The sequence below is a fragment of the Rhodococcus sp. KRD162 genome (assembly GCF_017168335.1).
In the GTDB taxonomy this organism is placed as follows: domain Bacteria; phylum Actinomycetota; class Actinomycetes; order Mycobacteriales; family Mycobacteriaceae; genus Rhodococcoides.
In genome coordinates, this window is record NZ_JABFAU010000004.1 from 111,869 (window position 1) to 132,449 (window position 20,581).

A 20,581-nucleotide genomic window follows, 5' to 3' on the forward strand; every position below is an offset into this window, starting at 1 on the left:
TCATGAAACCGGTCATTCTCAGCGTCGACGACGATCCCGGAGTATCGCGATCGGTCGCCCGCGACCTGCGCCGCCGCTACGGCGAGCGCTACCGTATCGTCCGCGCCGAATCCGGTGCCGGAGCACTGGACGCACTCAGAGAACTCGCTCTGCGCGGCACCCCGGTCGCCATTTTGTTGGCCGACTACCGCATGCCCCAGATGAGCGGCATGGAATTTCTCGAACAAGCAATGGACCTGTTCCCGACGGCCCGTCGCATTCTGCTCACCGCCTACGCCGATACCAATGCAGCGATCGACGCCATCAACGTCATCGATCTCGACTACTACCTGCTCAAGCCGTGGGATCCGCCCGAGGAAAAGCTCTACCCCGTGCTCGACGCCCAACTGGAGGCCTGGTGTGCCTACGACCACCGCGCCACCTCGGACACCAAGATCATCGGCCATCGCTGGTCTGCGCGGTCCTCGGAGATTCGCGAGTTTCTCGCCCGAAATCAGCTGCCGTACCGGTGGTACATGTCCGACGAGTCCGAGGGTGCGCGGCTACTGGCCGCAGCCGGTGTGACCGAGGATCGACTTCCGGTGGTGATCACCACCGAAGGTGATGCGCTCGTCGAGCCTTCCGATGCCGCCCTCGGCGACCGGCTCGGCCTGACCGTCTCGCCCTCGGAGGAGTTCTACGATCTGGTCGTCATCGGCGGCGGTCCGGCAGGACTCGGCGCCGCGCTGTACGGCGCATCCGAGGGCCTGCGGACGACGCTGATCGAGCGCACCGCGACAGGCGGTCAGGCCGGGCAGAGTTCTCGCATCGAGAACTACCTGGGCTTTCCGGACGGCGTATCGGGAGCGCAGCTGGCCGAGCGGGCGAGGCGTCAAGCCCTCAAGTTCGGTGCCGAGGTCGTCACCACCCAGGATGTGGTGGGACTCGAGGTCAACGGTGCGGCGCGCACCGTGCGATTCGCGGACGGCCGAAGTATCAGCGCCCAGACGATCATCCTGTCCACCGGAGTCGCCTACCGCCGGTTGGACGCTCCCGGGATCGACGATTTCACCGGGCGGGGTGTGTTCTACGGATCTGCGATGACCGAGGCCGCGCGCTGCGCCGAGCAGGATGTCTACATCGTCGGCGGAGCCAACTCGGCCGGTCAGGCCGCGGTGTACCTCGCGCGCGGTGCCAGGTCGGTCACCATCTTGATCCGGGCCACCTCACTCGAAGCATCGATGTCGTACTACCTGATCAAGCAGATCGAGGAGAATCCGAAGATCACCGTCCGGCCGTGCACCGAGGTCGCGGGTGTGGCCGGTGACGGTCACCTCGAATCGATCACGCTGCACAACAGGGCCACCGACGCCACCACGACCGTCGATGCGCAGTATCTGTTCCTGTTCATCGGAGCGGCCCCGCGCACCGAGTGGCTCGACGGAGTGCTCGTTCGGGACGATCATGGATTCGTGGTGACCGGGCCGGATCTCGTCGTCGATGGACGCGGTCCCGCCGGGTGGACTTCTGCCCGGCTCCCACACCACCTCGAGACGAGCGTGCCGGGCGTGTTCGCGGCCGGTGACGTGCGATCCGACTCGGCCAAACGCGTCGCGTCGGCAGTAGGAGAGGGAGCCATGGCCGTGATGCTGGTGCACAGATATCTGGCGAACCCGTGAGCGCGTCGAGCTGTGAGCCGGAGGAATTGCGGACGCTGTTTCTGTTCGAGCAGCTCACCGACCCGCAGTTGGCGGAGCTGTGCCGGGAGGGACGCATCGAGACGATCGAACCGGGGCCGGTGTACTCGGAGGGTGATCCGGCGACGTGCTTCTACGTGCTGATCGACGGAGCGTTGGTGCTCTCGAAGCTGTCGGGCGGGGAGGACCTGGTGGTCAACCGGACCTCCCAGCGCGGGGTGTACGCAGGCGCGTGGCAGGCGTACCTGGGTGATCGGGTGCCGCAGACGTACCAGGGTTCGATGCGGGTGACCGAGCGTTCGCGGTTCTTCGTTCTCGATGCCGAGTGCTTCGCGGCCATCGTGCGGGAGTGGTTCCCGATGGCGCTGCACCTACTGGAGGGGCTGTTCTTCGGCAATCAGAGCACCAAACAGATAGTGGAGCAGCGAGAACGCTTGTTGGCCTTGGGTTCTCTGTCGGCCGGGCTGACGCACGAGCTGAACAACCCGGCCGCAGCCGCGGTGCGGGCGACGTCGGCGTTGCGTGACCGGGTGGCGCACATGCGGCAGAAGTTGGCGATGATCGCAGGCGGCACTCTCGATCGCGGCAGTATGGCGCATCTGGTCGGCCTGCAGAACGAGGCCGTGGAGTTGGTTGCCAAGGCTCCGAAGCTGACCGCGATGGAAGCCTCGGACCGCGAGGACGAACTCGGCGAGTGGTTCGAGGACAAGGGCATCGGTGGCGGTTGGGACCTGGCTCCGACGTTCGTCTCGGCCGGTCTCGATGTGCCGTGGCTCGACAAGGTTTCCGCGACGGTCGACGATCCGAGGATGCTCGAGGGGGCGATCCGGTGGCTCAACTACACCGTGGAAACCGAATTGCTGATGAACGAGATCGCGGATTCGACCACACGGATCTCGACGCTCGTCGAGGCAGCGAAGCAGTATTCGCAGATGGATCGTGCGCCGTATCGATCGGTGGATGTGCACGAACTACTCGACAGCACCCTGATCATGTTGGGCCGCAAGATCGGTGACGATATCCGCGTGGTGAAGGAGTACGGCCCGGCGGTGCCGCCCATTCCTGCCTATGCCGCCGAACTCAATCAGGTATGGACCAATCTGATCGACAACGCCGTGCAGGCCATGGACGGTGCTGGGGTGTTGACGGTACGCACGTCCGTGGACGAAAACCGAGTCCAGATCGAGATATGCGACACCGGACCTGGTGTGCCGCAGGAGATTCGGTCGCGAATCTTCGAGCCCTTCTTCACCACCAAGGCCGTCGGCGAGGGCACGGGTCTCGGCCTGGACATCTCGTGGCGGATCGTGGTGAACAAGCATCAGGGTGATCTGCGGGTGGTGTCCGAGCCCGGCGACACGCGATTCGTCGTGCGACTGCCCGTCGACCCGGCGACAGAGGAGCAACCATGACCATCGAAGGCATCGACCCACAGGTACCGCCGTCGGGCCCGGGGTGTGTCGAGTGCACGCAGTCGCAGGGGTGGTGGGTCCATCTGCGTCGGTGTGCACAGTGTGGTCACATCGGATGTTGTGATTCCTCGCCTTCGCAGCACGCGAGCAAACACGCCGAGTCCACTCGGCATCAATTCGTGCGCAGTTACGAGCCGGGCGAGGACTGGTTCTACAACTACGCTGACGAGCAGATGTACGATGGCCCGGAATTGGCTCCACCGCAACATCGTCCACTCGACCAGACGGTTCCCGGTCCGCGGGAGCGGGTGCCGTCCAACTGGCAGGCTCTGCTCAATTGAACGAGAATCTCACGCGCCCCACCGACGAATCGGCCGAGGATTTCCTGGCCGCCGTGCAGCATCCGGTTCGGCGTGCGGACGGGCTCGCGCTCGCGGAGACGATGGGTCGGGTGACCGGGCAGCCGGCCGTGATGTGGGGGCCGACGATGGTGGGTTTCGGTTCCTACCGGTACACGACGGGCAGCGGCCGTCGAGGGGAGTACTTCGTCGTCGGGTTCTCCCCGCGTAAGTCGAGTCTGACGGTGTACGGCGCCACGTACGCCCCGGAATCGGATGCGTTGCTCGAACAGTTGGGGAAGCACAGGCGAGGAGCAGGTTGCCTGTACGTGAACAAGCTCGCGGACGTGGACACAGCGATCCTCGAGCAATTGGTGGCATACAACTATCGGTACATTCTGGGTAATCTCGCGTCATGACCTCGACCGCGGCGGTGCGCACGCAGGCTCCGACGTCATGAAGTCGACCACGAGCAGCAGAAGGCCGGAATATGAGTAGAAGCGTTGCAATTCTCCTGTTCGACGATGTCGAGGTGCTCGACGCGTGCGGTCCGTTCGAGGTGTTCTCGGTGGCCAATAGGGTGGCCGAACGAGCGGGGAGCCCGGTGCCTTTCGAGGTGACACTCGTCGGGATCGAGGACAGGGCGGTTGTTGCTCGAGGTGCCATGAGGATCGGCGTCGACACCACGATCGAGGACCCGCGGGGATACGACGTCGTCGTGGTCCCTGGCGGTGTCGTCGATGCTGTCTCGGCCGACAGTCGAGTTCTGCAGTGGTTGAAGGGCCTTCGGCCCGACGCCGAGTTGATGGCGTCGGTGTGCACCGGCGCTTTCGTTCTGGCGGCGGCGGGGCTGCTCGATGCTCGTCCGGTCACCACGCACTGGGAAGATCTGGACTTACTGCGGGAAAGCTGGCCCGCGCTCATCGTGCACGAGGGCGTTCGGTACCTCGATCACGGCGATCTGGCGACGTCGGCGGGAATCAGCGCCGGCCTCGATCTGGCGTTGCATCTGGTCGCGCGGTGGGCGGGTGCGGATCACGCGCTCGCCACCGCGGGCCAGATGGATTACGACTGGTCAGGCGCTGAGCACCCGTAGAACCAGGACGACGACGGCGAACACGGCCAGCCCGGCCGCCGGCGCGAATTGCTTGTCCTTGGCGCGCAGGTGCGCGGTGACGGCACCGATGAAGTAAGCAATGACGCCGACGGCCGCCGCGACACCGATGGGCCACACGACCAGGCCGACGAGAAGGCCGAGGGCACCCAGGATTTCGAGGTAGGCGAGCCACGGAATCTTGTCGGTGGGAACGCCGACCTGCTCGAGCATCGGAATCACCGAGGGGTTGCGCGTCAGTTTTCCGATCGCGGAGACCGTGAGCGCCACGGCGAGGAGCACCGAGGCGATGAGGGTTGCAATGAACATGAGCCCTGCTTTCATTTCTGGGGTCACTAGCAATTCAGAAGTAGCCGGGCGGACTGTAGCACCTCGGTAGGGTTGTTTCATGGCCCCCGACGAGCAGCCCCATGAGTCTCGTGCCTGCGACGGAGCTCTCGCCAAAGCCTTCGGTTGCCTCGGCAAGAGATGGAACGGACTGTTGCTGGCCACTCTGATGGACGGTCCGATGGGATTCTCGGACCTACGGCGTGCAGTGGGGAGCATCAGCGATTCGGTGCTCTCGGATCGACTGGGCGAACTCGGCACCGCCGGACTTGTTGCGCGCACCGTCGACGAGGGCCCGCCTACGTCGGTGCAGTACAGCCTGACGAAGTCGGGTCGGGCACTGTCGCCGTCCCTGCAGGCACTGACCGATTGGGCTTCGAAAAATCTCTGACCCCCGCGGCAATCGCGAGGGTCAGAGAACGAGCGGTCGAATCAGGCCGAGTGATTGTTCTGATTCTGGCCTTCGGCGGAGTCTGCGAACTCCTGGGTGTCGAAAACCTCACCGCCGAGCGGATCGACGGGAGCGTTGTCACTGGAGTACTCGACGGCCCCGGTTTCGGGATGGACCTCGAGCTCCTCGGTGGACACCTCGTGCACCGCCAGCATGACCGTGCCGCCGCCGCGAGGCGTCGACAACCCATCCCGTGAGGGACTGAGACCGGAGAACGTCGAGGAGATGCCGACTCGCTTGCGCTTGGCCGGCGCGGTGGCGTCACCCGCCACGGCCTCGGGAGTGGCGACGGCCTCGTCGGTTGCGGTGACGCGGATGTACCGCGGCGTGGTGGCGACGTCGTAGCGGAACGCCTTGAGCATCGACACACACGCGAGCACGAGAACCACCGAGAACGGTACGGCCGTGGCTATCGACATCGTCTGTAGAGCGGTCAGGGAACTCGTTCCACCGACCAACAGCAGCACGGCTGCGGCAACACCTTCCAGGACTGCCCAGTAGACCCGGGTGATCCTCGGTGTCTCCAGTTCTCCGCCGGTGGAGAGGATATCGACCACCAGTGAGCCGGAGTCCGAGGATGTGACGAAGAAGAACACGATGACCGCGATGGCGATGACGCTGGTGATGGTGGCCAGCGGCAGGCCGTCGAGCATCTGGAAGAGGCTGGTGTTGTTGTTCACCGCGCCGTCGGCGTCGAGCAAATTCCCCTCGTTGCGCTGCCGCAGGATGCCGGTGTCACCGAAGATGGTGAACCACAGCGAGCCGACGATCGTCGGGGCCAAGAGCACACCGAAAACGAACTCGCGAATGGTACGGCCGCGGGAGATGCGGGCGATGAACATACCGACGAAGGGCGCCCAGCTCATCCACCAGCCCCAGTAGAAGATGGTCCAGCCGGCAGCCCAGCCGTCGTCCGCGAACGGTGAAGTGCGGAGCGCCAACTCGGGCAGGGCCTGGACGTAGCCGCCCAGGTTCTGAACCCAGGACTGCATCAGGAACAGGGTCGGTCCGAGAATCAGCACGAACACTGCCAGTGCCCCGGCCATCGCCATGTTGATGTTCGAGAGCCACTTGAGGCCCTTGGACACTCCGGTCACCACCGAGAACGTGGCGATGCCGGTGATGAGGGCGATCAACAGCACGACGAACCAGTTGGTGGTCTCCACCCAGCCCAGGTACTCGAGGCCTGCCGAGATCTGTTGGACGCCGAATCCGAGCGAGGTCGCCACGCCGAACAGGGTGCCGATGATCGCGACCGCGTCGATGGCATGTCCGATGCCGCCCTCGATGCGCTTGCGGCCGAGCAGTGGCTCGAGCAGCCACCGCACCGTCAGCGGCCTGCCCTTGCGGTAGGTCATGTATGCCATGCCGAGACCGACGACGACGTAGATGGCCCACGCGTGCAGACCCCAGTGGAACAGCGTCAATTCCATCGCCTGGCGACCGGCTGCGTCGGTGGATCCGGGAATGCCGCCTGCTTCGGGCGGATTGACGTAGTGCGAGAGTGGCTCGGCGACGCCGTAGAACACCAGGCCGATGCCCATGCCTGCGCTGAACAGCATGGCGAACCAGGACAGGACGCCGAATTCGGGCTTCTCGTCGTCACGGCCGAGGCGGATGTTGCCGACGCGGCTCAGGCCGCAGTACAGCGCGAACAGTACGAAACCGGTGGCAGCGAGGATGTACCACCACCCGACGCCGTCGGCGATGATGCCGTTGAGGGTGTCGAAGGCGTCGGCGGCAGTCGATGCGTAGATGACCGAAAAGGCGATCATCCCGATGATCACCACCGATGCCGGGACGAAGACCGGCTTGAGCAGGCCTCCCCAAGCTTCTTTTATTGCTTTCACTTACTTGACTTCCTTAGAACTCGAGTCGCCGTAATCGGCTGACCACTAACGGTTTGCCGTTCTTCTTCTCTTGTTTTGGTCAAGTACCACTAGTCACCATAAACGACGTCGGCGCAGGTGGCGAAACTCGAGAGCACTGGGGTGCAGTGTGTGATCAAGCCGTGACCGGAGCGATCGGAGTCGATCGAGTCGCCTGGTATGTCACATGCAGGTCAGTTGTCGGTTGCTCGATGGCGCAGTCCGGGCCTCGACGACCCGCCTTCCGGCCGCCAGGCTTCGCCGGTGCCACGGGTGCTCGGCAGGCTCCGAGGTTGCCGAGCGCGGACCGTCGATGCTCGCCGCCGGGTACCTGCCCGTCACGTGCCCGGCGGTGGCGTCGGACATGGGGTTGTCGTGGTTCGCCGTTGGCGGACGACCTTGCACTCGCCATGGTCGAGTGCTAGAAATGCAGTTGGCACTCTCGACACGTGAGTGCCAGGTCGGGACACGGTGAGGCCGGGGAATCAACGACACCCCTGGTCGTCCGTCGCGGGCACCGAGCTCGGCCAGCAATGTGTCACCCCCAATCCGGAGGATCACTTCGCAATGGCCAAGATCATCGCGTTCGACGAAGAGGCACGCCGTGGCCTCGAGCGCGGGCTGAACGCCCTCGCCGACGCAGTAAAGGTGACGTTGGGCCCCAAGGGTCGCAACGTCGTACTCGAGAAGAAGTGGGGAGCTCCCACGATCACCAACGATGGTGTTTCCATCGCCAAGGAGATCGAGCTCGAAGATCCCTACGAGAAGATCGGTGCCGAGCTCGTCAAGGAGGTCGCCAAGAAGACCGACGACGTCGCAGGCGACGGCACCACCACCGCTACCGTTCTCGCTCAGGCGCTCGTCCGTGAAGGTCTGCGCAACGTCGCAGCCGGCGCGAACCCGCTCGGCCTCAAGCGCGGCATCGAGAAGGCTGTTGCAGCCGTCACCGAGTCGCTGCTCTCGTCCGCCAAGGAGATCGACACCAAGGAGCAGATCGCTGCTACCGCCGGTATCTCCGCAGGCGACCCGTCCATCGGCGAGCTCATCGCCGAGGCCATGGACAAGGTCGGCAAGGAAGGCGTCATCACGGTCGAGGAGTCCAACACCTTCGGCCTGCAGCTCGAGCTCACCGAGGGCATGCGCTTCGACAAGGGCTACATCTCGGCGTACTTCGCCACCGATGCAGAGCGCCAGGAAGCCGTCCTCGAAGACGCGTACATCCTGCTCGTCAGCTCCAAGATCTCCACGGTCAAGGACCTGCTGCCCCTGCTGGAGAAGGTCATCCAGTCCGGCAAGCCGCTCGTCATCATCGCCGAGGACGTCGAGGGCGAAGCTCTCTCCACCCTCGTGGTGAACAAGATCCGTGGCACCTTCAAGTCCGTGGCCGTCAAGGCTCCTGGATTCGGTGACCGTCGCAAGGCGCAGCTCGCCGACATCGCCATCCTCACGGGCGGCGAGGTCATCAGCGAAGAGGTCGGCCTCTCCCTCGAGACCGCCGGACTCGAGCTGCTCGGTCAGGCACGCAAGGTCGTCATCACCAAGGACGAGACCACCATCGTCGAGGGCTCGGGCGATTCCGACGCCATCGCCGGTCGCGTCAACCAGATCCGCGCCGAGATCGAGAACTCCGATTCCGACTACGACCGCGAGAAGCTGCAGGAGCGCCTGGCCAAGCTGGCCGGTGGCGTTGCAGTCATCAAGGCCGGAGCGGCGACCGAGGTCGAGCTCAAGGAGCGCAAGCACCGCATCGAAGATGCCGTGCGCAACGCCAAGGCAGCCGTCGAAGAAGGCATCGTCGCCGGTGGCGGCGTGGCACTGCTCCAGGCAGCGCCCGCACTCGACAACCTCAAGCTCGACGGTGACGAGGCAACCGGCGTGAACATCGTTCGCGTCGCACTGTCCGCCCCGCTCAAGCAGATCGCATTCAACGCAGGCCTCGAGCCCGGCGTCGTCGCGGACAAGGTGTCCAACCTGCCCTCCGGTCACGGCCTCAACGCTGCGACCAACGAGTACGAGGATCTGCTCGCCGCAGGCATCAACGACCCGGTCAAGGTCACCCGCTCGGCCCTGCAGAACGCAGCGTCCATCGCGGCTCTGTTCCTGACCACCGAGGCCGTCGTTGCCGACAAGCCCGAGAAGGCCGGAGCGCCCGCAGGCGACCCGACCGGTGGCATGGGCGGCATGGACTTCTGAGTCCAGCCCCTACGCACGAGAAAAGCCCGGCCCCTGTCGAGGGGGTCGGGCTTTTTCGTGGTTCGAAGCGTCAGTCCCGGTGATACGCGATGTTGACCACGTTGCCGTCGGGCGCGCGCACGAAGAAGCGGCGCACACCCCACGACTCGGTCGTCAGTGGATGCACGATCTCGTAGCCGAGCTTCTGCGCTTCGACGTAGGCGCCCTCGACATCATCGGTGAGAACCGACATCACCGAATCCTCCGGTGCGCTCGCATCCCCGGCCACCAACTGAACGCTGACCGGTCGGTCGGGCGAGGTCAGCCGAGCGACCCAACCCATGTCGAACTCCTCCGAACGTAGACCGAGGAACTCGGAGTAGAACGACTTGGCCGCGTCCACGTTCGGTACGCGCAGATTGGTGATGATGCTCCTCGTTCTCATCGAACTCTCCTCCGATACGTCGATGGCAGGTGGCCTGGACGTTCGACGCTAACAGCGCAGTTGGCGGCTGTCCGGTGGTTGAGTGAACGGCCGTCATGTGTTTAGTGTGGGTAATGGTTCGTTTTCGCTCGATGACCATCGCACTCGCCGTCGTCGCCGCACTCGCGGGCTGTTCCAACTCGGGGACAGCCACGACCGCGGCTCCGTCGCCAACCTCCGATACGCAGGTCACAACCGAGCGCGCCGAGCCGACGACCACTTCCGCGTCCGCGACCTCCCATGCCGAGGAGCCATACGTTCTGGGCAGTACTCGGGTCACCGGATCAACCGAGCACGCGACCTACGATGTCGGTATTCCGCAGCTCAGTGGTGGGGATCCGGCCGTGACGGCCGAGTTCAACGAGTCGATGCGAGCTGCGTTGCAGGATCAGATCGACGGACACCAAGGACTGGACTTCGCCCTCAGCGATGGCTACTCCTCGGGTGCGTCCCACATCGGCAGGCACGTGGTCAGCGTCGAACAGATCACCGATTGGATCGCAGTGCCACCCGGTGCTCATGGTGATTCGCTGATCGCGACCGTCACGATCGATACCGACACCGCCCAGCCGATCACACTCGGCGACGCCTTCACCGACCTCGACGCCGGCCTGTCACGGCTGTCCGAGCAAGCGGCGAAGATTCTTCCGAGTACCCGCGCGGGCGAGAGCTTCGAGCGCTCGGGCATCGAACCGACGGTGGCCAACTTCGCCAATTGGACGGCCTCCCCGGAAGGAATGAACATTCACTTCGGGGACTACCAGGTGGGGGCATACGGCATCGGGCTCATCACGATCACCGTCCCGTGGAACGCCTTGTCCGACGTCCTCGCTCCGGGGATGCAGGACGTGCTGAGCAGCTGACCCGGTCACCGCAGATGCGAGCATGGACCGATGATGATTCGCGCAGGCGTGCTGGATGTGGCCTTCGATCGCCTCGGTGATCCGTCCGGTCGGTCCGTGGTGCTGCTGCACGGCTTTCCGTACGACCCGCGTTGCTACGACGATGTCGCACGGCTGCTGAGTGCTTCCGGCTACGACGTGGTGGTGCCGTACCTGCGCGGCTTCGGGCCGACTCGATTCGTCGATGCGAAGACGATGCGGTCGGGCGAGCAAGCGGCGATCGCGCACGATCTGAAAGAGCTGATCCTGGGGCTGAAACTCGATCGGCCTCTCGTTGCGGGCTACGACTGGGGTGGGCGCGCGGCGTGCGGCGTCGCCGCGGTGTGGCCGGAGCTGGTATCCGGTCTGGTTTGCGTGTCCGGATATCTGGTCCAGGACATCGCTGCCGCCGTGTCGACTACGGCACTGCCGCACCTCGAGAAGCGGTACTGGTACCAGTACTACCTGCACTCCGAGCGGGGCCGCGCCGGGCTCGCAGCCCACCGCGCAGAAATTGCTCAGACCCTGTGGACGGACTGGTCGCCCAGCTGGCGCTTCGGAGACTCCGAATTCGCAGCTACCGCACCCTCGTTCGACAACCCGGACTTCGTGGATGTGTCCGTGCACTCCTACCGACACCGGTACGGAATCGAGATGGGTGACCCTGCCTATGCCGCGACACAGACGTTGCTGGCAGAACAACCGAGGATCACGGTGCCCTCGGTCGTGATCGATCCGACCGAGGACACCGTCGCCGCGCTCTACGGCCGCCCGGACCATTCGGCCCACTTCACGGATCTGATCGATGTTCGTGAACTCGATTGCGGCCACAACCCGCCCCAGGAGTTGCCGGGTTGGTTCGCCGACGCCGTCGTGACGCTGGGCGATGCGATCCGGGATCGAGAAGGGCCGAGTAGAACGATCCCGAGTAGAACGATCTAGTCGACGGCGAGTTCGCCGAGTTCGTTCCAGTCGGTGCCCTCGACCTCTTGGCTGATGATCTTCGGCGTCTCCTGCAGGTACGGCGGGAGATCCTTCTGAGCCTGCTTGAAATGATCCGAATTCACATGGGCGGCACCGGCATCGGGATCCTTGAACGCCTCCACCAGGACGTACTCGGTCGGGTCGTCGAGGGTACGGGACCAGAAGTACCAGAGGCATCCCTCCTCGGCCTGGCATGCTTCGGTGAACTCGCGTGAGATCTCGGGCCAGTTGTCCGCATGCTCGGGCTTGACCTTGAACTTTGCGGTGATGAAGATCAACGTTGCTCCTCGGTTGCTGGTGAACGGTCCTGTGCGGTGTACCCGAATATGCCGATAGCACGCCTCTGCCAGCGCGATCGCCTACCCTCGGCCCATGGCCAGCAGCTCACCTGCGATCGAGATTCCAGTGGGGGACCGCATGGTCCGCATCTCCAATCCCGACCGCGTGTACTTCCCCGTCAGTGGTGCCACCAAGCTGGATCTGGTGAACTACTACCTCAGCGTCGGAGACGGCATCGTGCGGGCGCTGCGGGAGCGGCCCTGCATGATGCATCGATTCCCCAAGGGCCTGGCGGGCGACAAAGTGCACCAGAAGCGGGTCCCTCATGGCGCGCCGCCGTGGCTCGAGACCGTCGAGGTGACGTTCCCGCGATACAACCGCACCGCCGACGAACTGTGTGTCACCGAGTTGGCGCACGTGGCCTGGGCTGTGCAGATGTCCACCGTCGAGTTCCATCCGTGGAACAGTCGCCGCGCCGATGTCGAGATGCCCGACGAGTGGCGCATCGACCTCGACCCGATGCCCGACTGCCCCTTCAATCGGGTCCGACGCGTGGCCGGGGTAGTGCAGGAAGTGCTGGGAGATCTCGGCGCGGTCGGCTGGCCGAAGACCTCCGGCGGACACGGCCTGCATATCTACGTGCGCATCGAACCGGCCTACGGTTTCAAGGACTTACGCAGGGCTGCACTGGCTTTCGCGCGAGAAGTAGAACGACGAGCCCCCGAGGACGTGACCACCACCTGGTGGCGCAAGGACCGCGACCCGTCGACCCTGTTCGTGGACTACAACCAGAATGCCCGAGACCACACCATTGCCAGCGCCTATTCGGTGCGGGGCAACCCGGAAGCGACCGTCTCGACGCCCATTTCGTGGGACGAGGTGCCGGACGTCGACCCGCGCGAGTTCACGATGTTCACGGTGCCGGCCAGATTCGCAGAACTGGGCGACCTGCATGCGGGCATCGACGATGCGGTGTTCGCCATCGACGAGCTACTCGACTGGGCGGAACGCGACGAGCATGAAGGGCTCACCGAGCCCGAGGAGTAGCCGAACTCGAAGTTATGGACGGAAATTAGCGAAAATCCGTCCACAAATTCGAGTTCGGCGGCGAAAATCAGTCGGTACCGGACTCGATGGCGGCGTGATCGAGAGCGGAGGAATCCACCGAACTGCCGGGGCTGCTCGCGGCGATGGCCTCGGCTCCGCCTGCGCGAAGTTCGCCGATCAACTCGCCCCAGGCGGTGAGCTGATTCTGTGCGGCGTACTGCTCGAGTTTGCTGCGTGAATCGGCGATGTCGAGGTTGCGCATCGTCAGCTGGCCGATGCGATCGCCGGGGAAGAAGGCCTGCCCCTGGCTGCGTTCCATCGACAGCTTCTCGGGGTGGTAGCTGAAGTTGCTGCCCTGGGTGTCGACGATCGTGAAGTCCTGGCCGCGGCGCAGGCGCAGTGTGACGCTGCCGCTGACGACGTTGCCTACCCAGCGCTGCAGGCCCTCGCGCAGCATCAGTGCCTGCGGGTCGAACCAGCGGCCCTCGTAGAGCAGGCGCCCGAGGCGACGGCCTTCGTTGTGGTACGACGCGACGGTGTCCTCGTTGTGGATGGCGTTGACGAGGCGTTCGTAGGTGATGTGCAGCAGCGCCATGCCGGGGGCCTCGTAGATGCCGCGGCTCTTGGCTTCGATGATGCGGTTCTCGATCTGATCGCTCATGCCGAGGCCGTGTCGCCCGCCGATGGCATTTGCTTCCATCACGAGGTCGACGGCGCTGTCGAAGCTGCGACCGTTGATGCGTACCGGTCGTCCGCGCTCGAATTCGACGGTGACTTCCTCGGCCTCGATCTCCACCTCGGGGTCCCAGAAGCGGACTCCCATGATGGGACTGACGATTTCGAGGGAGGTGTCGAGGTATTCGAGCTGCTTCGCCTCGTGGGTGGCACCCCAGATGTTGGCGTCGGTCGAGTACGCCTTCTCGGCGGAGTCGCGGTAGGGGAGCGTGCGTTGGGTGAGCCACTGCGACATCTCGTGGCGTCCACCGAGTTCGGCCACGAAGGCCTCGTCCAACCACGGCTTGTAGATTCGCAGCTGCGGATTGGCGAGCAGGCCGTAGCGGTAGAACCGCTCGATGTCGTTGCCCTTGTAGGTGGAACCGTCGCCCCAGATGAAGACCCCGTCCTCGGCCATCGCCCGCACCAGCATCGTGCCGGTCACCGCACGGCCGAGTGGGGTGGTGTTGAAGTACGTCTGCAGAGACGAGCGAATGTGGAACGCGCCGCAGGTGAGTGCGGCAAGGCCCTCCTCGACGAGCGGCTCACGGCAGTCGATGAGCCGCGCCTGCTCGGCCCCGTAGGCCCGACCGCGCTCGGGTACATCGGACAGATCCGGTTCGTCGTACTGGCCGATGTCTGCGGTGTAGGCGTACGGGATCGCGCCGTGCTCACGCATCCACGCCACGGCCACCGACGTGTCGAGACCGCCGGAGAATGCAATGCCGATTCGTTCACCGACAGGGAGGGAGTTCAGTACCTTCGTCACAGCTGGGATCCTATCGGGCGGCTCGTCTGCGTCACCCGCGCAGTGACTCCACCGCTCCGCGGACGGCGCTGAGGTGTTCGGTCATGGCCTGAGCAGCCGTGGCGTAACTGCCGGACCGGATGCCTTCGACGATGGCGTCGTGTTCGACATTGGATTGCTGCTGGCGATGTGCGACGAGGTTGAGTGTTTCGGACTGCCGGGTCAGCGCTCCGCGGATATCGACGATGATCGCCTCGAACACGCGATTCTTGCTGGCCCTTGCTATGGCGGTGTGGAACTGGCCGTCGAGCGTGACCCAGGTTTGCTGGTCGTCCTCCCCGCGCATTTCCTCGGCCAGCCCGAGCAGGACCTGTAGATCCTCCTCGGTGTGTCTTTCGGCCGCCCATCCGGCAGCGGGAACCTCGACGTGTGGCCTGGCCTCCATCAACTCCCTGGCTGCGTAGTTGCCGATGTCGAGATCGCCGGAGACCCGATCGGCGATGACGAAAGTTCCTCGCCCGGTTTTGGTTTCGGTCAGCCCGAGTGCTGTGCACGATCGGAGGGCTTCGCGGATGACCGATCGGCTGACGCCGTGCCGCGTGGCCAGTGCGGCCTCGGCGGGAAGCTTCTCGCCGACGGCGATGCGGCCCGAGACGATCGCGTCGCGCAGGTCGGCGAACACGGCTTCGGCGGCGCTCACCCTCGTGGTGATCGGCGCACTGACTGCCCAGCTGTCCGACAGGCTCATGCCTGGATCGTCCCCTTCGATGTGGTGTGGGTCAAGCCAGGTGTTGACGTGACGGGTGTCGTGCTTCACACTATAACCTGTCAGACAGCCGGACAGCTGGACACCCTCACTTAGGAGAGCACCGTGGCCGATACCCGCATCGAGAAGGATCTTCTCGGGGAACGTGAAATCCCGACGAGCGTGTATTGGGGAATCCACACTCTGCGAGCCCTCGAGAACTTCCCCATCACGGGCCGTCCGATCTCCACCAACGCGCACCTCGTCCGCGGACTCGCGGCGGTGAAGTGGGCGGCCGCATCCGCCAACCAGGATCTCGGGATTCTCGACGCCACGCGCGGGGAGGCTATTCGCGCGGCGTGTCAGGAGATTCTCGACGGGCAGTGGCACGATCAGTTCGTCGTCGATGTCATCCAGGGCGGCGCGGGCACGTCGACCAACATGAACGCCAACGAGGTGATCGCGAACCGCGCCTTGGAGATTCTCGGGCACGCACACGGCGACTACAGCATGCTGCACCCCAACGAGCACGTGAATGCGTCGCAGTCCACCAACGACGTGTACCCGACCTCGGTGAACATCGCGACAGTCTTTGCCGTGCACGAGCTCATCGCCTCGATGAAGGTGCTGCGAGACTCCTTCGCCCGCAAAGCAACCGAGTTCGCAACGGTGGTCAAGATGGGGCGCACGCAGCTGCAGGACGCGGTACCGATGACCCTCGGTCAGGAGTTCGGTACCTACGCGGTCATGATCGACGAGGACTGCTCGCGGCTCGAAGAGGCAGCGCTGCTGGTTCACGAGATCAACCTGGGTGCCACCGCCATCGGTACCGGCCTCAACGCCCCCTCCGGCTACACGGAATCGGCCGTCGCCCACCTGCGCACCATCACCGGGCTGCCACTGGTCACCGCAACGGATCTCATCGAGGCCACCCAGGACGTCGGCCAGTTCGTGCACCTGTCCGGTGTGCTCAAGCGCGTCGCGGTGAAGCTGTCGAAGATCTGCAACGATCTGCGACTGCTCTCCTCCGGGCCGCGTGCCGGCTTCAACGAGATCAATCTGCCTCCGATGCAGGCAGGTTCGTCGATCATGCCCGGCAAGGTCAACCCCGTCATTCCCGAGGTGCTCAACCAGGTCGCCTACGAGGTGATCGGTCACGATGTGACGATCACGATGGCCGCCGAAGCAGGTCAGTTGCAGCTCAACGCTTTCGAGCCGATCATCGTCAAGTCCCTGTCCGACGGCATGGCGCATCTGAGTGCAGCCTGCCGCACCGTCGCGCATCGGTGCGTGGACGGCATCACCGCCAACGCCGATCTGCTGCGTGAGCGGGTGGAGAACTCCATCGGCCTGGTGACCGCGCTGAGCCCGTATCTCGGATACGTCGAATCCACTGCGATTGCACAGGAAGCACTCGTCAGCGGTCGCAATGTCGTCGATCTCGTGCTCGAGCGGGGTCTGCTGGCCCGCGAGGAACTGGATCGACTACTCAGTCCCGAGCATCTGGCGAATCTGCGGGTGGCTCCCGTCGAGCACGCAGACGCTCCCGAAACGTCCACGAGGTAACTGCAGATGAGCATCGACAATCGTGAGGCCTTCAGTGAAGAAGACCTCGGCTATCGAAAAGAACTGGCACCGCGTCAGATTCAGATGATCGCCATCGGGGGCGCGATCGGCACCGGACTGTTTCTCGGCGCAGGCGGCCGGCTGCGCGACGCCGGACCGGCGCTGGTGCTGGTGTACGCGCTGTGTGGCTTCTTCGCGTTCCTCATCCTGCGCGCACTCGGCGAGCTGGTGATGCATCGACCCACATCGGGTTCGTTCGTCTCCTACTCCCGTGAATTCTTCGGGGAGAAGGTCGCTTTCGCCGCAGGCTGGCTCTACTGGATGAACTGGGCGATGACGGCCGTCGTCGATGTCACGGCCGTGGCGTTGTACATGAACTTCTTCAAGAAGTACTGGGCACCGATCGGCCAGGTGGACCAGTGGGTGTTCGCACTGGCGGGCCTGGTGCTGGTACTCGGGTTGAACTTGGTGTCGGTCAAGGTCTTCGGAGAACTGGAATTCTGGTTCGCGCTGATCAAAGTCGTCGCCCTGGTGACATTCCTGGCAGTCGGGGTGTACTACGTGATCTTCGGGACGCCCATCGACGGGCAAGCCCCGGGTCTGAGTGTGCTGACCGACAACGGTGGACTCGTCCCCAACGGACTGCTTCCTGCGATCGTGGTGATCCAGGGCGTCGTATTCGCTTATGCCTCGATCGAATTGGTCGGAACCGCCGCGGGTGAGACGGCGAATCCGGAGAAGGTCATTCCGAAGGCGATCAACACGGTCATCGTGCGCATCGTGGTGTTCTACGTCGGATCGGTGCTGCTGCTGTCGCTGCTGTTGCCGTACACCAGCTATCAGGCGGGGGAGAGTCCGTTCGTCACCTTCTTCGGGGCGATCGACGTCGAAGGGGCCGACGCGATCATGAATCTCGTCGTGCTCACCGCCGCGCTGTCCTCGCTCAACGCCGGGCTGTACTCGACCGGACGGATCCTGCATTCGATGGCCGTGGCAGGTTCGGCACCGAAATTCGCAGCCAGGATGAACAAGTCGGGTGTGCCGTACGGCGGGATCGCCTTGACCTCGGTGGTCACCCTGCTCGGTGTCGTGCTCAACGCGATCGTTCCGGCGCAGGCGTTCGAGATCGTGCTCAACATGGCGGCTCTGGGCATCATCAGTGCGTGGGCCGTGATCGTGGCGTGTCAGCTGAAGTTCTGGTCGCTCTCACGTACCGGGGCGGTGACGAGACCGAGGTTTCGCATGTTCGGTGCCCCGTACACCGGAATCGCAACGCTAGGCTTTCTGCTGTGCGTACTGGTTCTGATGGCCTTCGACAAGCCTGTGGGAACCTGGACCGTAGCGTCGGTCCTGGTCATCGCGCCGATGTTGGTCGGCGGATGGTACCTGTGCCGCAAGAGAATTCGAGAGGTGGCAGCCGCCAGTGAGTAAGCACGTTTCGTTGTTGACCACCGGCGGGACGATCGCCAGTAGTCGCGACGAGCACGGGGTTTCTCGTCCGGTTGCCGGTTTCGGTGCCGATATCGACGGGGTACGAGTGCGCGAGGTGATGTCCAAGGACAGCTCTGCGATGGACTTCGCCGATCTCGACATCATCGGTGCGGCGGTGTCGGGTGCGCTGGCCGAGGACGGTTGCGCCGGGGTGGTGGTGCTGCACGGTACCGACACGATGGAGGAGTCGGCGCTGTACGTGGATCTGTTCCACGACGACGAGCGTCCGGTGGTGTTCACCGGCGCGCAGCGCACCGCCGATCACCCCGACCCGGACGGCCCGAGCAATATTGCTGCGGCCGTGGCGGCAGCACGGTCCGAACGCGGTGTGCTGATCGCCTTCGGTGGGCGGCTGCTGCCGGCTCGCGGCGTCATCAAGAAACACACCACCGAACTCGATGCGTTTCGCTCGGCGGCGCTGTCTCGGCCGAACCCGTTGCGCCGAACCCCCGTTGCCGGAACTCGGGTGGACATCGTTGCCCTGTATCCGGGGGCGGACGGAGTGCAGATCGAAGCCTGCCGCGCGGCCGGGGCGTCGGGCATCGTGCTCGAGGCATTGGGCTCGGGAAACGCCAACGCTCGCGTCGTGCGCGCGGTGAAGGATGCGGTGGACGCCGGGGTGCACGTGGTGGTCACCACGCGGGTGCCGTTCGGTGAGACATCGCCGACGTACGGCGGTGGCGGCGGCGGGCACGACCTCCTCGATGCGGGTGCGGTGTTCTCTCGGGAACTGCGGGCGGGGCAGGCGCGCATTCAATTGGCGGCGCTCGTAGCAGCGGAAGCAAGTGCGATGGTTGTCCACGATTTCTTCTCGTAGGCGGGAAAGCGAATCCGGGAGCGAATAGTGGACAGTCAGGTCGCTTCACCCGAGCTACAGCTCCGACTCGCCCCAGCTTCCGACGCGTAGTTCGTCGCCCACCGTCACCGTGCCCTCCTGCATCACCGAGAACTTCGCTCCGAAGGCGACGCCCTTCTGCCTGGCGCGGCGATAGGTTGCCAGGGTCCGCAGGGGCTCGGGTCCGGTACGCAACCCGGTGCTCTGCTCCACGGTGGTGACGGCGCACCGAATGGCGAGCTTGGTGTACGCGAGATCGACCGATCCGACGCCGACGTCCCTGACCTCGTCTTCCCGGTGGGGTTCCTCCCATCCATCGATCACGATATTGGGGCGAAATCGGTTCATCGGCAATGCGACGTCGAGCCTGGAGTTGAGGCCGGCCAGCGTGGCGGTGGAGACGATGTGCACTGCCGAGCTGTCTGCGAACTGCGCTGAGCCGGGCGATATTCCGTCGGTGACGCGGCCCAGATCGCGGGGTGCGGCCACCAGTCTTGCGGGTTCTTCGATCACCTCGGCCAGCCACGCAGCGATCTCGTCTCCCTGATCGATCCCGCGCATCGGCGCGCCGAACAGGGTGACCTGCTGGGCAGCGGAGTCGCGGTCGACGGCCACGGTGACCGAACCGGCCGACGGGTGTTGCAGCGTCAACACCTCGTCGGTCACCGAGCAGCGGACGAGGGCGAGCACGGGGTCGCTGCGTTGGCTGCGAAACGTGCCGTCGGCGTCGACGATCATGAACGCCCGATCGTGCTCGAGGCCGGTGGCACCGACCCGAGCCGACTCGAGGGCGGCACCCGCGCATCCCTTGACGGGGTAGGTCACCAGCGACGAAACATGCACGCGTCGAGGATACTGGGATTCATGACTCGTGCTCTGTTGGTAGTGGATGTGCAGAACGACTTCACCGAGGGAGGCGCTCTCGCGGTGACCGGCGGCGCGGAGGTCGCGCGCAAGATCAGTGCGTACCTGGCGCGCCACGGCGACGAGTACGACCTGGTGGTGTCCTCGCGCGATTGGCACGACGCGGTGGGCGACAACGGCGGCCACTTCGCCACCGACGCCGCTCCCGATTTCGTCGATACCTGGCCGGTGCACTGCGTCGCGGGCACGGTCGGAGCCGAGTATCACCCGGACTACGCCACCGGCTCGGTGGACGTCCACGTCTACAAGGGGCAGGGCAAGCCGTCGTACTCGGCGTTCGAGGGTGTCACCGAGGACGGGACGCCCCTGGCCGACGTACTGGCTGCCAAGGAGGTCACCGCCGTCGACGTGGTCGGACTGGCCACCGACTACTGCGTGCTGGCATCGGCGAAGGACGCAGTCAGCGGGAGCTTCGAGGTTCGGGTGCTGACCGATCTCGTCGCCGGAGTTGCCCCCGAGACCTCCGCGGCGGCCCTCGACGGTCTGCGCGCAGCCGGTGCGGCCGTGATCTGACTGTCGATCGAT

General features: G+C 64.7%; 22 protein-coding genes. 14 read left to right on the top strand and 8 right to left on the bottom strand.

The genetic code is table 11. The features are described from left to right. Positions 1-2: 2 nt before the first annotated feature. The 5 genes from J1M87_RS07410 (at position 3) to J1M87_RS07430 (ending at position 4,522) form a co-directional block, all read left to right on the top strand. Entirely contained in the window at positions 3-1,658 is a 1,656-nt protein-coding gene (locus J1M87_RS07410; RefSeq protein ID WP_206488914.1) for an FAD-dependent oxidoreductase, read from the top strand. Next, positions 1,655-3,088, top strand: coding sequence for an ATP-binding protein (locus J1M87_RS07415; RefSeq protein ID WP_206488915.1), 1,434 nt, complete (start codon positions 1,655-1,657; stop codon positions 3,086-3,088). Before J1M87_RS07410 ends, J1M87_RS07415 begins: the two co-directional genes overlap by 4 nt. Further along, positions 3,085-3,429, top strand: a complete 345-nt coding sequence (locus J1M87_RS07420; RefSeq protein ID WP_206488916.1) for a UBP-type zinc finger domain-containing protein — start codon at positions 3,085-3,087, stop codon at positions 3,427-3,429. The genes J1M87_RS07415 and J1M87_RS07420 overlap by 4 nt, the downstream gene beginning before the upstream one ends. Next, the gene (locus tag J1M87_RS07425) at positions 3,426-3,845 is read left to right on the top strand and encodes a DUF1801 domain-containing protein (RefSeq protein ID WP_241256538.1); all 420 of its coding nucleotides are present in this window, start codon (positions 3,426-3,428) and stop codon (positions 3,843-3,845) included. Before J1M87_RS07420 ends, J1M87_RS07425 begins: the two co-directional genes overlap by 4 nt. Positions 3,846-3,916: 71 nt before the next feature. Further along, on the top strand, positions 3,917-4,522 hold the full coding sequence (locus J1M87_RS07430) for a DJ-1/PfpI family protein (protein ID WP_206488917.1): 606 nt from the start codon (positions 3,917-3,919) through the stop codon (positions 4,520-4,522). Here J1M87_RS07430 and J1M87_RS07435 read toward each other — a convergent pair. Further along, complete coding sequence (locus J1M87_RS07435; RefSeq protein WP_206488918.1) at positions 4,502-4,849, bottom strand: DoxX family protein; 348 nt, start codon at positions 4,847-4,849, stop codon at positions 4,502-4,504. The two genes, J1M87_RS07430 and J1M87_RS07435, sit on opposite strands and share 21 nt — an antisense overlap. 79 nt (positions 4,850-4,928) lie before the next feature. On the opposite strand from J1M87_RS07435, the gene J1M87_RS07440 reads away from it, so the two are divergent. Next, positions 4,929-5,258 (top strand): helix-turn-helix domain-containing protein, encoded by a 330-nt coding sequence (locus J1M87_RS07440; RefSeq protein WP_206488919.1) that lies wholly within the window; start codon positions 4,929-4,931, stop codon positions 5,256-5,258. Positions 5,259-5,299: 41 nt separating this feature from the next. On the opposite strand, the gene J1M87_RS07445 is transcribed toward J1M87_RS07440, so the two are convergent. After that, positions 5,300-7,168: a BCCT family transporter gene (locus J1M87_RS07445; RefSeq protein WP_206488920.1), complete on the bottom strand. Its 1,869-nt coding sequence runs from the start codon at positions 7,166-7,168 to the stop codon at positions 5,300-5,302. 201 nt (positions 7,169-7,369) lie between these two features. Next, positions 7,370-7,552: a hypothetical protein gene (locus J1M87_RS07450; protein ID WP_206488921.1), complete on the bottom strand. Its 183-nt coding sequence runs from the start codon at positions 7,550-7,552 to the stop codon at positions 7,370-7,372. 201 nt (positions 7,553-7,753) lie between these two features. Here J1M87_RS07450 and groL point away from each other — a divergent pair, with 201 nt between their 5' ends. Continuing rightward, positions 7,754-9,379 (top strand): chaperonin GroEL, encoded by a 1,626-nt coding sequence (groL, locus tag J1M87_RS07455; protein WP_206488922.1) that lies wholly within the window; start codon positions 7,754-7,756, stop codon positions 9,377-9,379. A 70-nt stretch (positions 9,380-9,449) separates the two neighbouring features. Here groL and J1M87_RS07460 read toward each other — a convergent pair whose 3' ends face one another. After that, the gene (locus J1M87_RS07460; RefSeq protein ID WP_206488923.1) at positions 9,450-9,803 is read right to left on the bottom strand and encodes a VOC family protein; all 354 of its coding nucleotides are present in this window, start codon (positions 9,801-9,803) and stop codon (positions 9,450-9,452) included. A gap of 131 nt (positions 9,804-9,934) precedes the next feature. On the opposite strand from J1M87_RS07460, the gene J1M87_RS07465 reads away from it, so the two are divergent. Next, complete coding sequence (locus tag J1M87_RS07465; protein ID WP_241256539.1) at positions 9,935-10,705, top strand: RsiV family protein; 771 nt, start codon at positions 9,935-9,937, stop codon at positions 10,703-10,705. 30 nt (positions 10,706-10,735) lie between these two features. Continuing rightward, on the top strand, positions 10,736-11,665 hold the full coding sequence (locus J1M87_RS07470) for an alpha/beta fold hydrolase (protein ID WP_206488925.1): 930 nt from the start codon (positions 10,736-10,738) through the stop codon (positions 11,663-11,665). Here the strand turns inward: J1M87_RS07470 and J1M87_RS07475 are convergent. Beyond that, the gene (locus J1M87_RS07475; RefSeq protein WP_206488926.1) at positions 11,662-11,985 is read right to left on the bottom strand and encodes a putative quinol monooxygenase; all 324 of its coding nucleotides are present in this window, start codon (positions 11,983-11,985) and stop codon (positions 11,662-11,664) included. The genes J1M87_RS07470 and J1M87_RS07475 overlap by 4 nt on opposite strands. A 94-nt stretch (positions 11,986-12,079) precedes the next feature. On the opposite strand from J1M87_RS07475, the gene ligD reads away from it, so the two are divergent. Then, positions 12,080-13,033: a non-homologous end-joining DNA ligase gene (ligD, locus tag J1M87_RS07480; RefSeq protein WP_206488927.1), complete on the top strand. Its 954-nt coding sequence runs from the start codon at positions 12,080-12,082 to the stop codon at positions 13,031-13,033. A 67-nt stretch (positions 13,034-13,100) separates the two neighbouring features. Here ligD and argG read toward each other — a convergent pair whose 3' ends face one another. Both argG and J1M87_RS07490 read right to left on the bottom strand, forming a co-directional pair. Continuing rightward, the gene (argG, locus tag J1M87_RS07485; RefSeq protein ID WP_206488928.1) at positions 13,101-14,516 is read right to left on the bottom strand and encodes an argininosuccinate synthase; all 1,416 of its coding nucleotides are present in this window, start codon (positions 14,514-14,516) and stop codon (positions 13,101-13,103) included. A 31-nt stretch (positions 14,517-14,547) separates the two neighbouring features. Further along, complete coding sequence (locus J1M87_RS07490; RefSeq protein WP_206489093.1) at positions 14,548-15,243, bottom strand: FadR/GntR family transcriptional regulator; 696 nt, start codon at positions 15,241-15,243, stop codon at positions 14,548-14,550. A gap of 123 nt (positions 15,244-15,366) precedes the next feature. Between J1M87_RS07490 and aspA the strand changes: the two genes are divergently transcribed. The 3 genes from aspA to J1M87_RS07505 are packed head-to-tail and all read left to right on the top strand — an operon-like array spanning position 15,367 to position 19,114. Next, positions 15,367-16,806 carry an aspartate ammonia-lyase gene (gene aspA / locus J1M87_RS07495; RefSeq protein ID WP_206488929.1) on the top strand — a complete coding sequence of 480 codons (1,440 nt, stop codon included), beginning with the start codon at positions 15,367-15,369 and terminating at the stop codon, positions 16,804-16,806. Positions 16,807-16,812: 6 nt separating this feature from the next. Further along, a complete protein-coding gene (locus J1M87_RS07500; protein ID WP_206488930.1) occupies positions 16,813-18,237 on the top strand; it encodes an amino acid permease in 1,425 nt (474 codons plus the stop codon). After that, the gene (locus J1M87_RS07505; RefSeq protein ID WP_206488931.1) at positions 18,230-19,114 is read left to right on the top strand and encodes an asparaginase; all 885 of its coding nucleotides are present in this window, start codon (positions 18,230-18,232) and stop codon (positions 19,112-19,114) included. Before J1M87_RS07500 ends, J1M87_RS07505 begins: the two co-directional genes overlap by 8 nt. 54 nt (positions 19,115-19,168) lie before the next feature. On the opposite strand, the gene J1M87_RS07510 is transcribed toward J1M87_RS07505, so the two are convergent. Beyond that, positions 19,169-19,975, bottom strand: coding sequence for an MOSC domain-containing protein (locus J1M87_RS07510; RefSeq protein ID WP_206488932.1), 807 nt, complete (start codon positions 19,973-19,975; stop codon positions 19,169-19,171). Between the two features lie 21 nt (positions 19,976-19,996). On the opposite strand from J1M87_RS07510, the gene J1M87_RS07515 reads away from it, so the two are divergent. Continuing rightward, the gene (locus J1M87_RS07515) at positions 19,997-20,569 is read left to right on the top strand and encodes an isochorismatase family protein (RefSeq protein ID WP_206488933.1); all 573 of its coding nucleotides are present in this window, start codon (positions 19,997-19,999) and stop codon (positions 20,567-20,569) included. Positions 20,570-20,581: the final 12 nt, after the last annotated feature.